The 13,321-nt window shown below is 58.7% G+C and carries 12 protein-coding genes; all 12 read left to right on the top strand.

Annotated features, from left to right (window positions below; genetic code table 11):
* Positions 1–31 precede the first annotated feature (31 nt).
* The 12 genes from WKI41_RS02455 to WKI41_RS02400 all read left to right on the top strand — a co-directional run bounded on the left by WKI41_RS02455 (position 32) and on the right by WKI41_RS02400 (position 13,307).
* Complete coding sequence (locus WKI41_RS02455) at positions 32–1,027, top strand: iron-siderophore ABC transporter substrate-binding protein (protein WP_340191935.1); 996 nt, start codon at positions 32–34, stop codon at positions 1,025–1,027.
* Positions 1,024–2,067 (top strand): FecCD family ABC transporter permease, encoded by a 1,044-nt coding sequence (locus WKI41_RS02450; RefSeq protein WP_425340968.1) that lies wholly within the window; start codon positions 1,024–1,026, stop codon positions 2,065–2,067. Before WKI41_RS02455 ends, WKI41_RS02450 begins: the two co-directional genes overlap by 4 nt.
* An 89-nt stretch (positions 2,068–2,156) precedes the next feature.
* Positions 2,157–3,113, top strand: a complete 957-nt coding sequence (locus WKI41_RS02445; RefSeq protein WP_425340967.1) for a FecCD family ABC transporter permease — start codon at positions 2,157–2,159, stop codon at positions 3,111–3,113.
* Positions 3,110–3,940, top strand: coding sequence for an ABC transporter ATP-binding protein (locus WKI41_RS02440; protein WP_340191934.1), 831 nt, complete (start codon positions 3,110–3,112; stop codon positions 3,938–3,940). The genes WKI41_RS02445 and WKI41_RS02440 overlap by 4 nt, the downstream gene beginning before the upstream one ends.
* A complete protein-coding gene (locus WKI41_RS02435) occupies positions 3,937–4,998 on the top strand; it encodes a DUF2218 domain-containing protein (RefSeq protein WP_340191933.1) in 1,062 nt (353 codons plus the stop codon). Before WKI41_RS02440 ends, WKI41_RS02435 begins: the two co-directional genes overlap by 4 nt.
* Positions 4,999–5,054: 56 nt before the next feature.
* Entirely contained in the window at positions 5,055–5,732 is a 678-nt protein-coding gene (locus WKI41_RS02430; protein WP_340191932.1) for a response regulator transcription factor, read from the top strand.
* Positions 5,719–7,110, top strand: a complete 1,392-nt coding sequence (locus WKI41_RS02425; RefSeq protein ID WP_340191931.1) for a sensor histidine kinase — start codon at positions 5,719–5,721, stop codon at positions 7,108–7,110. Before WKI41_RS02430 ends, WKI41_RS02425 begins: the two co-directional genes overlap by 14 nt.
* A 283-nt stretch (positions 7,111–7,393) precedes the next feature.
* The gene (locus WKI41_RS02420; RefSeq protein WP_425340966.1) at positions 7,394–8,383 is read left to right on the top strand and encodes an AAA family ATPase; all 990 of its coding nucleotides are present in this window, start codon (positions 7,394–7,396) and stop codon (positions 8,381–8,383) included.
* Between the two features lie 17 nt (positions 8,384–8,400).
* Complete coding sequence (locus WKI41_RS02415; RefSeq protein WP_340191930.1) at positions 8,401–9,321, top strand: DUF58 domain-containing protein; 921 nt, start codon at positions 8,401–8,403, stop codon at positions 9,319–9,321.
* Complete coding sequence (locus tag WKI41_RS02410; RefSeq protein ID WP_340191929.1) at positions 9,318–9,782, top strand: DUF4381 domain-containing protein; 465 nt, start codon at positions 9,318–9,320, stop codon at positions 9,780–9,782. The genes WKI41_RS02415 and WKI41_RS02410 overlap by 4 nt, the downstream gene beginning before the upstream one ends.
* Positions 9,779–10,810, top strand: coding sequence for a vWA domain-containing protein (locus tag WKI41_RS02405; protein ID WP_340191928.1), 1,032 nt, complete (start codon positions 9,779–9,781; stop codon positions 10,808–10,810). The genes WKI41_RS02410 and WKI41_RS02405 overlap by 4 nt, the downstream gene beginning before the upstream one ends.
* 1 nt (position 10,811) lies before the next feature.
* Complete coding sequence (locus tag WKI41_RS02400) at positions 10,812–13,307, top strand: VWA domain-containing protein (RefSeq protein WP_340191927.1); 2,496 nt, start codon at positions 10,812–10,814, stop codon at positions 13,305–13,307.
* Positions 13,308–13,321 lie beyond the last annotated feature (14 nt).

Raw genomic sequence — 13,321 nt, 5'->3', positions numbered from 1 at the left:
GACGGTCAACTTAATAAGGCAGGACAGGATCATGCGGATCAAGCTTCACCAACTCATGCCACTTGCGACCCTACTCCTGAGCATGACCGCATCGCAGACCGCAGCTGATGACGCAGCTCACTTTCCGCTGGACATCAAACACGCGCTTGGCACAACGACGATAGCGAAAAAACCGCTTCGCGTGGCGACCGTTGCTTGGGCCAATCACGAAGTTCCGCTCGCGCTGGGAATTGTCCCGGTCGGCATGGCAGCCGCCAATTTCGGCGATGACGACGGCGACGGCCTACTGCCCTGGGTTTCAGAGCGCCTTAAGGAACTTAATGGCGAACCACCCCGGTTATTCGATGAAGGCGATGGCATTGATTTCGAGGCGGTGGCAGAAACACAGCCAGACGTCATCCTGGCCGCCTACTCCGGTTTGAACAAGAGCGACTACGAGACACTCAGCCAGATCGCGCCCGTCGTCGCTTACCCCTTGGCCCCCTGGTCGACAGATTGGCGTGAGACAATCCGTTTCGATAGCGCCGGCCTGGGAATGGCCACTGAAGGCGAGACACTTATTTCCGACATTGAGAAGAAGATCGCCGCGGAGGTCGCGAAGTACCCGGAGTTGAAGGGCAAGTCCGCGATGTTTGTGACGCATCTCGACGCTAACGATCTCAGCATCGTCAATTTCTATACGGCACAGGATACCCGAGTTCGCTTCTTTAAGGATCTTGGTCTTTCCATGCCCAAGAGCGTGGTCGAAGCATCGTCCAATGGCAGCTTCGCCGGCTCGATCAGCGCTGAGCAGATCGACATGTTCGATGATGTCGACATAGTGGTCACCTACGGCAACAAACAACTTGTCGAAGCATTGAAGGCCAACCCTCTCTTCGCGCAAATGCCCGCTGTAAAACACGATGCCATCGTGACTTTGGGTCGCGATCCGGTCGGCACCGCTGCCAATCCAACGCCTCTTTCCATCGCCTGGGTGTTGCCAGCATATGTGGCCAAGCTGGCGGAAGCGGCGAGAAAAACGGAATGAATACGCGCCACGTGCCACATTTGGCACAGCGAACCAACTTCACCCTGGCTGCGCGCGCCAGGCTGCTATGTCTTGTCGCCGCTGTGGTGGTCGCAACCATTATTGCCATCCTTTCGCTTATGATAGGGACGCGCGATGTGGCGCCTTCGGAGGTGATGGCTACGGTTGCAGGCGACACATCCACTCTGGATCGGGCAGTCGTGGCAACGCGGATACCGCGAACAGTGCTGGCACTGATTGCCGGCGCCGCACTCGGGTTGGCCGGCGCTGCGATGCAGGGTATAACCCGCAACCCCTTGGCCGATCCCGGCATCCTGGGGATCAACACGGGCGCTTCTCTTGCTGTCGTCGTTGGGGTTGCTTGGTTCGGAATAAGCTCCGCGCAAAGTTTCATATGGCTGGCAATCTTCGGGGCAGCAGCAACCTCCATTTTCGTTTACACCATCGGCTCGATGGGGAGCGGAGGCGCCACGCCCTTGAAATTGGCACTGGCAGGCACGGCGACCGCCATCGCATTTTCTTCCCTCGTTATCGCCATTGTTCTCCCCCGGGCAGATATTGCGGGTGGGATTCGGTCTTGGCAAATCGGCGGGGTCGGCGGAGCCACCTTCGAGCGCATGGAACCGATTTACGGCTTTCTGATCGTGGGCTTCGCACTTTGCCTGCTCTCTGCGAGAAAACTGAACGTGCTAGCGCTTGGGGATGAACTTGCTGCTGGCCTCGGAGAAAACGTTGCCATTGCGCGAATTGTCACGACAATCGGCGCAGTGACACTTTGCGGCGCAACTACAGCCATATGTGGGCCTATAGGTTTTGTCGGCTTGGTAGTGCCACATGTCTGCCGGCTTTTGGTCGGAGTGGATCACCGCTGGCTCCTTCCCTTTTCCGCACTTGGCGGCGCGATCCTGCTGACGATCAGCGATATTGTGGGTCGTTTGGCTGCGCGTCCTTCAGAACTGGAAGTAGGGGTCGTAACCGCTTTGGTTGGCGCGCCGTTTTTTATCTTCATCGTCCGTCGGCAGAAGGTGAAGCAGCTATGAGCCATGTGTCGACCCAATCAACGTCCATGGGATCGGTCCGAAAGAGCAGGAACCGCCACCTTCAAAGTCGTCACACGCTGGTGGCAGTCATGGCGGTGGTCCTCCTCAGCGGGTTTTGCTGCTCCCTTGCCTTCGGCCAAACATATGTTCCTTTTTCGAATGTCATCCGCGTCCTAGTGGGCGAGAGTGTACGCGGTGCAGACTTCACTGTCGGCCAGTTGCGCCTGCCGCGCGCAGTGCTTGCTCTGGCAGCAGGTGCGAGTTTCGGGCTGGGCGGAGCGGCCTTCCAAACTCTATTGCGCAATCCGCTCGCAAGTCCGGACATCATCGGAATTACGTCTGGCGCAAGCGCGGCGGCTGTCTTCTGCATTATCATTATTGGCATCAGTGGCCCGGCCGCTTCTGTGTTTGCTGTGCTCGCAGGCCTCGCCGTGGCGTTGCTTGTTCATGGCCTCTCGAACCGCAATGGCGTCTCGGGAGCCCGGCTCATTCTCGTTGGTATCGGTGTCTCTGCCATGCTTGAGAGCATGATCGTCTATATGCTCTCGCGCGCGCCTGCCTTCAGCCTTCAAGAGGCCATGCGATGGCTTACCGGAAGCGTAAATGGCGCGAAGCTTGAAATGGCAGCTCCCCTGATTCTCGCCCTCCTCATTTGTGGCAGCGTTCTTCTGGTTAAGGCGCGTGATCTTGAGGTGATGCGGACGGGTGAAGACACGGCCACCGCACTTGGTGTCAATGTAGCATCGACCCGGCTTATCGTAATCGTTGCTGCGGTGGGACTAATTGCGACAGCGACCGCCATAACCGGACCGATCGCTTTCGTCGCCTTTCTCGCAGGTCCGATTGCTTCCGGCATATTTGGACGCCGCCATTCGATCCTCCTCCCTGCCGGACTGGTCGGCGCGACGCTGGTTCTGGCGGGAGACTTCGTCGGGCAGTTTCTTCTGCCCAGCCGCTATCCCGTCGGCGTGGTGACTGGAGCACTCGGCGCGCCCTACCTCATCATCCTGATCATTCGAAGCAACCGCCAAGGAAATGCCTCATGACTGATCCCCGCCTTGAGGCCAAAAACCTGTTCGCAGGTTACGACGAGAAGCAGATATTGAGGGATCTGGACCTCGTCATTCCTCCCGGCCAGATCACGGCGGTCGTTGGGGCCAACGCCTGCGGGAAGTCCACTCTGCTCAAGGCTCTTGCGCGCCTGATTGCGCCGCAAAAGGGCGATGTCCTTCTCGACGGGCGTGCCATTCACCGGCTGCCGACGAAAGAGCTTGCACGACGGCTAGGGCTTTTGCCGCAATCGCCCATTACTCCCGAAGGCATCACGGTCATGGATTTGGTCAGCCGGGGACGGCATCCCCATCACGGTCTTTTCGCGTCCTGGACCACGGAGGACGACCGCGCTGTCGCCGATGCGCTTGCGGCAACGCAAACCATGGATTTGGCTGAACGACCCGTCGATGAACTGTCCGGCGGCCAGAGGCAGCGTGTCTGGATAGCGATGGCACTCGCGCAGCAAACCGAAGTCCTGCTGCTTGATGAGCCGACCACATTTCTGGATGTGAGCCATCAGATCGACGTCCTTGACCTCTTGACCGACCTGAACCAGACGCGTTGCACAACCATTGTGATGGTCCTTCACGATCTGAACCTCGCTGCCCGTTACGCGGACCATCTCGTTGCCATGCTGGAAGGGCGGCCTTTTGTGGCAGGCCCGCCACAAACTGTGCTGACGCAGGATCTGGTTCGGAAGGTATTCGGACTAGAGAGCCAGATCCTTCTCGATCCAACATCAGGCCGCCCGATGATGCTCCCGATCGGCCGCCATCACATGCAAGCCCGCTACGCTCCACTTACAGAGGCAAGATCATGAACGCACCGCAGCTCTCCACCCTCTCCGGTGTCGCCTACCCGGCTGACGTGAACGCAATGCTTGCTGAAATTTGCGAGCACTTCGTTGAGCACTCTGACGTGATTTCATTGGAACGAGGTGCCTCCCTTAGATCAGAGGATTGGTCGATTGATGTAAGGACCGACAATGAGCGGCTGATGATCGAAATTCGGACCGATACCGAAAATATGCTCGCAACCACACGCATGATGTTTGCCGAGCATCTGTTCTATTTCGCAGGCGATGAACCATTTAGCCTTGAATGGTCAACACCTGCGCCGATGGTTCGCCCTCCAGGTTTTTACGAGGCGACAGTCGTCAGTTCCGCGAACGTGACACCGCGAATGCGTAGGGTCACCCTCGCCGTCGCAGATGTAAAGCCGTTTATCGGCGGCGACATGCACGTGCGTTTGCTTGTTCCGCCGCGCCATCGAACGCCTGTCTGGCCAAAGCTGAAGGAAAGCGGCCGTATTGGCTGGCCAGAAGGAGAGGACGAACTGCTCGTGCGCGCCTATACCATCCGTTCAGTGGATGAAAAGGCCAAGCTCGTCAGCATAGACTTTCTCCAGCATCCGAAACCCGGCACCGCGACCCCCGGCGCAGACTTCGCGCGGGACGCGCAAGCTGGGCAGCAAGTGGCGCTCATGGGTCCCGGGAGTGGCCATTTGCCTGAAGCAAAATCCATCCTGTTCGCAGGAGACGAAACGTCTTTACCGGCCATCGCGCGCATGGTGGAGGAAGCGCCGCCTGGCACCGCGATAAAAGCAATCATCGAAGTAGAGGATGCAGCGGAAGAGCAAGCGATCCACCACGATGAACTGGTTTCGGTTGAATGGCTGCATCGCTCCACCTATCCCCAGAGCAGCAGCAACCACCTTGTCGAGCGGTTGAAGGCAGAGATAGATGAAAGCCCTCGGGAGACATTCGTTTGGTTCGCGGCCGAAAAATCGGATGTCCGCGCTATAAAGCGTCATCTTGCTGATAAGGAGCGTGACCGGAAGCATCAATACGTCGCTTGGTATTGGAGCAAAGAGGATTGACGGGGAACTCGACCGGAAGGATGCTGTTTAAACGACGCAAACCGGAAGTTTAAGCAGTGAAGATTCTAGTCGCGGAAGACGATGAGACGATGGCGGGCTATATCCGCAAAGGTCTCATCGAACAGGGTTTCTCGGTCGACTGGGTGAGTGACGGTCGCGAAGCGCTGACCTATTGCCTATACAATACCTGCGATCTCGCCATCGTCGACAGAATGATGCCCGGTCTCGACGGCCTATCTCTCGTTAAGGCGCTGAGAGCGTCAAAAAGTTCACTGCCTGTCATCTTTCTGACAGCGGTCTCCGGCCTTGAGGACAAGGTAGAGGGGCTGATGGCGGGCGGCGACGACTACATCGTCAAGCCGTTTCACTTCTCTGAGTTGCTCGCCCGCATTCACGCCCTCTCGCGCCGCCCTAAAGAGAATATCCAGAAGACCGAGCTCATTTGCCACGATCTCAGACTTGACCTTCTCAAACGCGTTGCGGTTCGCCAGGGTCAAGTTATCGATCTGCAGAACAAGGAATTCGCACTGCTGGAACTGCTGATGGAAGCCGAGGGCCGGGTCGTGAGCAAGACGATGATCCTGGAGAAAATCTGGGACTTCTCCTTTGATCCAGGCACAACCGTCGTAGAGACGCATATCAGCAAGCTGCGCCAGAAGATCGACAAGCCATTCGATACAGCTTTGATTCAAACCGTCCGCAACATGGGATACCGGATTCGTGCGCCTCATTGATCTTATGTCGGGCAGCTCCTTTCGGACCTCGGCCAAGGTTGCGACAGGCGTTCTTGTTCTCATGAGCCTTGGCGGCACGCTCTTCATAGGGGCGGTTACCAAGACCCTTCGCAACACCACCGAGCAGCAGACGCTGGAGGAAGCTGTTCTGTTGAGCGACGTTTACGCCGCGGAAAGACGCGACGGTTTGGTGAAGGCAATCGGTACGCTGAGCAACCTCGTGAGTAGCCGGGACCGCATCTCCGCAGTCTACGACGAACATGGTGTCAACCTCGCGGGCGCCAACCTGACCATGCCGGACTTCATCGGTGTGCGCGACACCACACTGCAGTCCATCTCGGCGACGGGAAGCGATGGCCACTTTGTGCTATCGGTCCAGAAGTTTAGCGACGCAACACTTGTTGTCGGCCGAAACCTCAAGGCCGTCGACGAGATGCGAATCTACATGATTGCCGGCTTGGTGATCATGACCTTGCTGTTGACCTTCGGAACACTGGTTCTGGGTCTCTTGGCGAGTGGTAGGAGTTTTTCGAAATTGAGGGCGATCGAAGGCGTTCTTGGGCGCGTCGCAAGCGGCGAGTCCGATGCGCGCGTGCCGATCGTAGAAAGAAAAGATCAAATTGACCGCATCTCGATCCAGATCAACGCAAACCTTGATGTGCTCTCTCGCCTGATAGACAGCATGCGCGCAACAACGACTGCGATCGCACATGATCTGAAAACACCGCTCGCACGCGTTGGGCTCTTGCTGAACGATGCCCTAGACGCAATCGAGGCCGGACGCGATCCGCACCCACAAGTCGAGCGGGCACTTAACGAGACCGGCTCGCTCAACGACATTATCGACACCATTCTGCGCATCACCCGCATCCGCGCCGGCTCGCCGCGCAAGGACATGCAGGTGAACGACCTTGGAGGTCTGGTTGAGAATACGCTCGAATTCTTCGCACCACTCGCACAAGAGAACGGGCAAACGCTCGAATTTCGCTCTAAGAAGACCGAAGAATATCTGCTTTTGTGCGATAAGAGCATGGTGCAGCAGATGCTCGCCAACATCATCGGAAATGCCATCGTGCATGGAGGCTCCGGCATTTCGATAGACGTTCGTCTCCTCGACCATCCCGAGACGATCGACATCATCGTTGAGGATACCGGCGGCGGCATCCCCGACAGTCAACGCGATGAGGTCTTCGAGCTGTTCAAACGGCTCGACAACGCCCGTAGCAAGCCGGGGAGCGGTCTTGGCCTTGCGCTCGTCAAGGCGGTTGCCGACCACCATCAAGCCGTCATCACGCTTTCCGCGACCACTCCCGGCTCCGTGGAGCATCAGGGCTTGCGCGTCACCGTCTCCTTCCCCAAGCGCCAACTTCAACAATAATTAAAGAACGCGGCAAGCTGCCTCAAACTGCGTCGCCTAGTGTCGTAGCTGTTCATCGACTTCGGGAAATGAACCGTGAAAGCAAGAGCCGATCGGGGCCGTCCGTGCTGGAGGAACTGCTCCCTTTTCAGCATATGCCGCGGAGACTGCACTGCAAGCCGGAGCCGCCAAAGTGGCGGACCGACGCGTTGTGCCCCCCGCCGGTTTCTTGCTTCCATCGAAGTATTGACCCTGAAACCGCGGCGCCTCGGCAAAACGCCAGGCCCGATTGCGAGGCACTCTGATGACCATGAATACACTTCGAACCGCAGCCCGCTCGAACAACGCGCTTGTCGATGCGCTCCGCGATCATATGAATAAACGGATCGTCGGCCAGGAGACCTTCATCGACAGTTTGCTTCTCGGCCTGTTCGGTGATGGACACATTCTGCTGGAAGGCGCGCCGGGTCTTGCCAAGACCAAGGCGGTTAACACCTTGGCGGAGCTCATCGAGGGCGAGCCGTGCCGTGTCCAGTTTACCCCGGACCTGCTTCCAAGCGACCTGACCGGAACCGAGATCTATCGCCCGGAAAAGGCAACCTTCGAATTTCATCCCGGTCCTCTGTTTCACAATCTGATCCTTGCCGACGAGATCAACCGTGCGCCCGCCAAGGTGCAGTCGGCCCTCCTGGAGGCTATGGCCGAACGGCAAGTCACCGTCGCGGGGAAGACCTACCGGCTACCGGAACTCTTCATGGTTATGGCAACCCAGAATCCGATCGAACAGGAAGGCACATATCCGCTACCGGAAGCCCAGCTCGACCGTTTCATGCTGCATGTGAAGATCGACTTTCCTTCGCCTGAAGCCGAACGAGAAGTGCTGCGTATCGTACGCGGCGAGGCCATGGCCGAAACCGTGAAGTCTACCTTCCGGGTGTCCCAGCGTGACATCTTCGAGGCCCGGCAGGCGGCCCTGAGAACCCATGTCTCGGATGCGCTGACCGACTACATCATTCAGCTGATCCAGGCGACCCGCCGTCCCCAGATGTATGGCGCCGATCTCGCGCATCAGATTTCCTATGGCGCATCGCCGCGCTCGACCATCGCTCTGGACCGTTGCGCGCGGGTGCATGCCTGGATGAACGGTCAGGATTTTGCAACTCCGTCCGACGTGCAGGCCGTCCTGCATGACGTGCTTCGCCACCGTATCATCCTGAGTTTCGAAGCTGAAGCGGAAGGCAAAACCGCCGACGCCTTCATCGATGCCCTGATCGACAGGGTTCCTGTTGCTTAAACAGTCGGGAGACCGTCATGACAGACCAAGACCTCAAAGGCATTGTCGCGACCCTGCCCGAACTCGTTCGGGTGCGACCGCAACGCGGCTTGACCGGCTTTGCACCATCCGGCCGTGTCGCGACCCATCAATGGGGTGCCAACCGTTCCGTTTATCGCGGTCGCGGTATGGAATTTGCCGAAAGCCGTCTGTATCAGCCGGGCGACGACGTAAAATCCATCGACTGGCGGGTCACGGCCCGCACGGGCCAAACCCATACCAAGCTCTTCCAGGAGGAGCGGGAACGTCCCATCGTCATTCTGACCGACATGCGCGCGATGATGCAGTTCGGCACCAGAAACCGTTTCAAATCCAATCTGGCAGCCGAATTGGCTGCCATGATGGCCTGGACCGGACATGACGGTGGCGACCGTGTCGGCGGACTTGTCATGACGCGCGACGGTCTGCGGGACTTTCCTGCGGCCAGAACGCGGCGCTCGGTGCTTGGCCTTCTGGAAGCGCTTTCGGAAGAAACGCGGCTCGAACGGCCAATCGGCACGGAGGCGACGCTGGCGCACGCGCTGCGCCGCCTGCGTCACCGCAACCGGCCAGGAACTCTGGCCTTCGTTATCAGTGACTTCTACGATTTCGGTGACGAAGCGGAGAAAGAGCTTCGGCATCTGGCGGTGAACGCCCATGTCACCAACATCCAGGTCAGCGATCCCTTCGATGCAGCACTTCCGCCGCGCGGCGGACGCCTGACCGACGGCGAACATGCCTTGGCTGTCTCAGCCCTTGGCGGACGCAAACTCGAACGCTACGCGCGTGAATTCGAGGCGCGAAAGGAGCGGTTGGAGACGTTGAGCCGTCACCACGGAATGGTCTGCCACTTCTTGCAGACACCGGACGATCCCTCCTGGGTCCTCCATCCGCATCTCAACCGGAGTATGGCAGCATGAGCACGCAACTCACTCCACAAATGCAGACGCAGCTCGCCCAGCTTCGCGACATTCATCTGCCTCAGCCCATCGGCTGGTGGCCGCTTGCGCCGGGGTGGTGGGCTCTCATCGCCCTAATCTGCATCCTCAGCGTCGTCGGGTTCGTCTGGAGCCGGATGCGCCGCAGAAGTGCACGCTTTCTGGCGCTTCGAGAGCTTGAGGCGATCAAGCCGGAGAAGCCGGACGAATTTCTTGCGCAGATATCTTCCCTACTGCGACGGGTGGCCCGCCGCCGCTCGGCCGGAGCCGATGTTTTGACGGGCGAGGCGTGGAGCGCGTTTCTGATGGAAGGCAAAAACGGAATGAGCAGCAACAGTGCGACGCTTCTGGCCACCGGTCCCTATGGTCCACCGGCCAATGAGAATTTCGAACCGGAGGCGCTGCGCGCCGAGACCGCCACCTGGATCAGGAGGAACGGATGATTACCTTTCTCTGGGCATTTGCCTTTCTACTGCTGCCGCTGCCTTTTGTGCTGCGCTATTTCCTCAAACCCGCTGACAAGGGATTGGGCGGTGCATTGAAAGTGCCGTTCTTTGCCAGCCTGTCGCGGGACCTGGGAGGTCGGGCCGACCGCACTTCTACATCCTGGTGGAAGCTCGCTACTGCTTCGCTTATCTGGTTGCTGATGGTGACAGCGCTCGCCCGTCCAGCCTATGTCGGGCCGGAAGTGCCGCTGCCCGCCGAAGGACGCGACATCATGATGGCTATCGACCTTTCCGGTTCCATGGCCGAGCAGGATTTCGCCGTGGGCGGCAGACCGACCACCCGCCTCAACGTGGTCAAGGATGCGGCTGATGCTTTCATCAAAAGCCGCAAGGGTGACCGGGTTGGCCTCGTCCTCTTTTCGGATCGTGCCTATCTGCAAGCACCCCTGACCTTTGATCGGGAAGCCGTTCGCAAGCTTCTCAATGAGGCCCAAGTCGGGTTGACCGGTCAACAGACGGCAATTGGCGATGCCATCGCCGTATCATTGAACCGCCTGAAGGACAGGCCGGCCGAAGGACGTGTTCTCGTTCTCCTGACGGACGGCGCCAACAACAGAGGCGAGATGGACCCAATCCGGGCAGCTGAACTCGCCAAGAAACTGGGAATCCGCATCTACACGATCGGCGTTGGCGGAGCTCCGATGGCCGTTGACACCGCGATGGGTCGCCAGATGGTCACATCTTCTGACCTCGACGAAGGCGCTCTGCGCAAGATTGCCGACCTGACTGGCGGGCAATATTTCCGGGCGACAGACGTGAACGGGTTGGCTCAGGTCTACCGGTCCATCGACAAGCTTGAGCCCATCAGCGCCGACCCGGTGCATGTGCGCCCGGAAATCGCCCTCTATTTCTGGCCGGCGGGTCTAGCCCTGCTCATAGCCGCGCTTTCCGTACTAATCGCTACGGCTCCGGCCCTCATCACAAACCGCCCTTTGTACAAGGGTCCCGTAGACAAGGAAGCCTGACATGGAAACCAATCTGTTCCACTTCATGCGCCCGGAATGGTTCTGGGCATTGATCCCGGCGAGCCTTCTTCTATGGCTCGTCGTGCGGTCCCGCAAAAGCGTCACAGGCTGCAACTGGGGCAAGTATGTCGACGCGCATCTGCTGCGGCATCTGGCCATCAGCGGCGCAACAGCCCGCGCATCGCGCTTCCTGCCATCGGTGGTAGCCGCCACGCTGGTAGTCCTGGTGACGGCACTTGTTGGCCCCACATGGGAAAAGGCTGAGGTGCCCTCCTTTAATGGTGGAGAGCCCGTGGTTGCGGTTCTCAGTCTGGCACAATCGATGAATTCAGACGATTTGCAGCCAAGCCGCTTGCGCAGCGCAGTCCACAAGTTGCGCGACGTCCTTGACCGTACGGAAGGTGATGAGCGCGCACTGGTCATCTATTCGGATATCCCCTTTGTCGCCGCTCCTCTGACAAGCGACAACAAGGTGATCTCGCAGATGATTCCCGACCTTTCCGCCAAACTGATGCCCGTACTGGGCGATCGGCCTGATCTCGCCATATCCGAGGCGGTGTCTGTCTTGAAAGGCGCGAATGCGACGCGAGGCAAAATCGTATTGCTTGCCGACAGCGCCGGTGATGCGGTGGCAACGGAACAGGCAGCGGCAGATGCACGCAAAGCCGGTTATACCGTCTCGGTTCTCGGCGTCGGCACCGAAAAGGGAGCTACGTTGCAGACAGCAAGCGGTCAAGCCATTACCGATCGCTCCGGCGAAAAAGTGACGACATCGCTTGATACGCAAGCTCTTGGCGCGGTTGCCAAGGCCGGTGGCGGTACCTACTCCAGCGTAACCGCAAACAGCGCCGATCTGGACCGCATCCTGCCGAAGACCGACAAGGCCGAAACAGCAGGCAAGGCCCAGGACTTCAAAGCCGACAGCTGGGTCGATATGGGCTACTGGCTCCTGATCTTGCCTGTCCTGCTTCTGCCTTTCGCCTTCCGGCGCGGTCTGGTCTTCGCCACTGGACTGTTCGTGTGCATGAATTTCGTACCTGGCGTTGCGACGCGGCAAGCCCACGCGGGAACCTGGCAGGACCTGTGGTCGACCTCCGACCAGCAAGGCAAGAAGGCTTTCGCCTCTGGGGATTTCAACACGGCGTCCGGCAAATTCGAGACACCCTCATGGCGTGGCACTGCCGCCTACCGCGCGGGTAATTACGCGGCAGCAGCTCATGACTTTTCCGATAGTGCCTATAACCGCGGTAATGCGCTTGCGAAATCCGGCCAGCTGAAGGAGGCGCTCGGCGCATACGACCAGGCGCTGGCAGCCAACTCTCATGATGCGGACACGAAGCACAATCGAGATCTCGTCCAGAAACTGCTCGACGATCAGAAAAAGCAGGAACAGGAGAAAAACAAGCAGCAGCAACAGCAGCAGTCTGGCCAGAGCGATAAGAAGGACCAACAGCAGCAGTCCGGCAGCAACGGTCAAAAGCAGGACCAGCAGCAATCTCAGGGTCAGTCCGGCAAGCAGGATCAAAAAGATCAGCAGTCCGGTTCGCAGGGCCAGCAGAAGCAGCAGAATGCAGGTGGTCAACAGGACCAGAATCAGGCCTCCGAAAATTCGCAGAAGCAGAACGGCGGACAGTCGGGCCAGAACGATAAAAAGGACCAACAACAGCAAGCCGGTAGTTCCGGCAATAAGGACCAGCAACAGCAATCCGCTAGCAACGGTCAAAAGCAGGATCAGCAACAATCTCAAGGTCATTCCGGCAAGCAGGATCAGCAGAACCAGCAGTCTGGCTCTCAAGGCCAGCAGAAACAACAAAACGCAGGTGGCCAACAGGACCAGCAGCAGGCTTCTGACAATTCGCAGAAACAGAAAGGCGGACAATCCGGCCAATCGGGCGATCAACAGCAGTCTGCCCCTCAGCCGGGTCAGAAAAACAGCTCGCAGCAAGGTTCCGACCAGCAAAACGCGTCGAAAGGTGAAAAGTCCAAAGACCAAGCAACGGCCGAAACTTCAAAACCCTCCGATCAGGCAAAGGCCGGCCAGTCTCCGAAGGCGGAAGCAGAAAAGGCCAAGGATCAAAATGCCGGTGCTGGCGAGCAACAGATGCAGGATGCCTCTACAACCGAGCCGAAGGGTAAGGACGGTGGCAACGAGCAGGCAGGCCAGCAACAAGACAAGAGCGGTCTAGAAGGCCTCGCCCAGGCGGACAAAGCGGCACAGGAGGCTGCCAAGGCCCGTCAGCAGGCAAGTGCTGCGGGCAACGAAAGTGACCAGGCCGGTAAGAAGAGCGAAAACGCCCTGTCGAGAATGCTGTCCAGTGTTCTGGAAGGCAATGGCACAGACAAGGGCGGCGAGAAAGTGAAGGCCTCCGTCCCCGGCGCTCCGGTCGTCGATCAGGCAGTCGAGCAACAGTTGCGCGAAGTCCCTGACGATCCTTCCGGCCTGCTGCGTGCCCGTATTCGTCAACATTACGCCCAGCTTCGGTCTGGCTCTAACTGAGAGGAAGCAGAATC

Source organism: Agrobacterium larrymoorei, assembly GCF_037722385.1.
GTDB lineage: Bacteria > Pseudomonadota > Alphaproteobacteria > Rhizobiales > Rhizobiaceae > Agrobacterium > Agrobacterium larrymoorei_C.
Note: the sequence above shows the minus strand (reverse complement) of the source record. Positions and strands in the feature narration are given on the sequence as shown.

Coding starts and splice junctions, on each gene's coding strand:
- WKI41_RS02455 (WP_340191935.1), top strand. CDS start 32: ATGCGGATCAAGCTTCACCAACTCATGCCACTTGCGACCCTACTCCTG.
- WKI41_RS02450 (WP_425340968.1), top strand. CDS start 1,024: ATGAATACGCGCCACGTGCCACATTTGGCACAGCGAACCAACTTCACC.
- WKI41_RS02445 (WP_425340967.1), top strand. CDS start 2,157: ATGGCGGTGGTCCTCCTCAGCGGGTTTTGCTGCTCCCTTGCCTTCGGC.
- WKI41_RS02440 (WP_340191934.1), top strand. CDS start 3,110: ATGACTGATCCCCGCCTTGAGGCCAAAAACCTGTTCGCAGGTTACGAC.
- WKI41_RS02435 (WP_340191933.1), top strand. CDS start 3,937: ATGAACGCACCGCAGCTCTCCACCCTCTCCGGTGTCGCCTACCCGGCT.
- WKI41_RS02420 (WP_425340966.1), top strand. CDS start 7,394: ATGACCATGAATACACTTCGAACCGCAGCCCGCTCGAACAACGCGCTT.
- WKI41_RS02415 (WP_340191930.1), top strand. CDS start 8,401: ATGACAGACCAAGACCTCAAAGGCATTGTCGCGACCCTGCCCGAACTC.
- WKI41_RS02410 (WP_340191929.1), top strand. CDS start 9,318: ATGAGCACGCAACTCACTCCACAAATGCAGACGCAGCTCGCCCAGCTT.
- WKI41_RS02405 (WP_340191928.1), top strand. CDS start 9,779: ATGATTACCTTTCTCTGGGCATTTGCCTTTCTACTGCTGCCGCTGCCT.
- WKI41_RS02400 (WP_340191927.1), top strand. CDS start 10,812: ATGGAAACCAATCTGTTCCACTTCATGCGCCCGGAATGGTTCTGGGCA.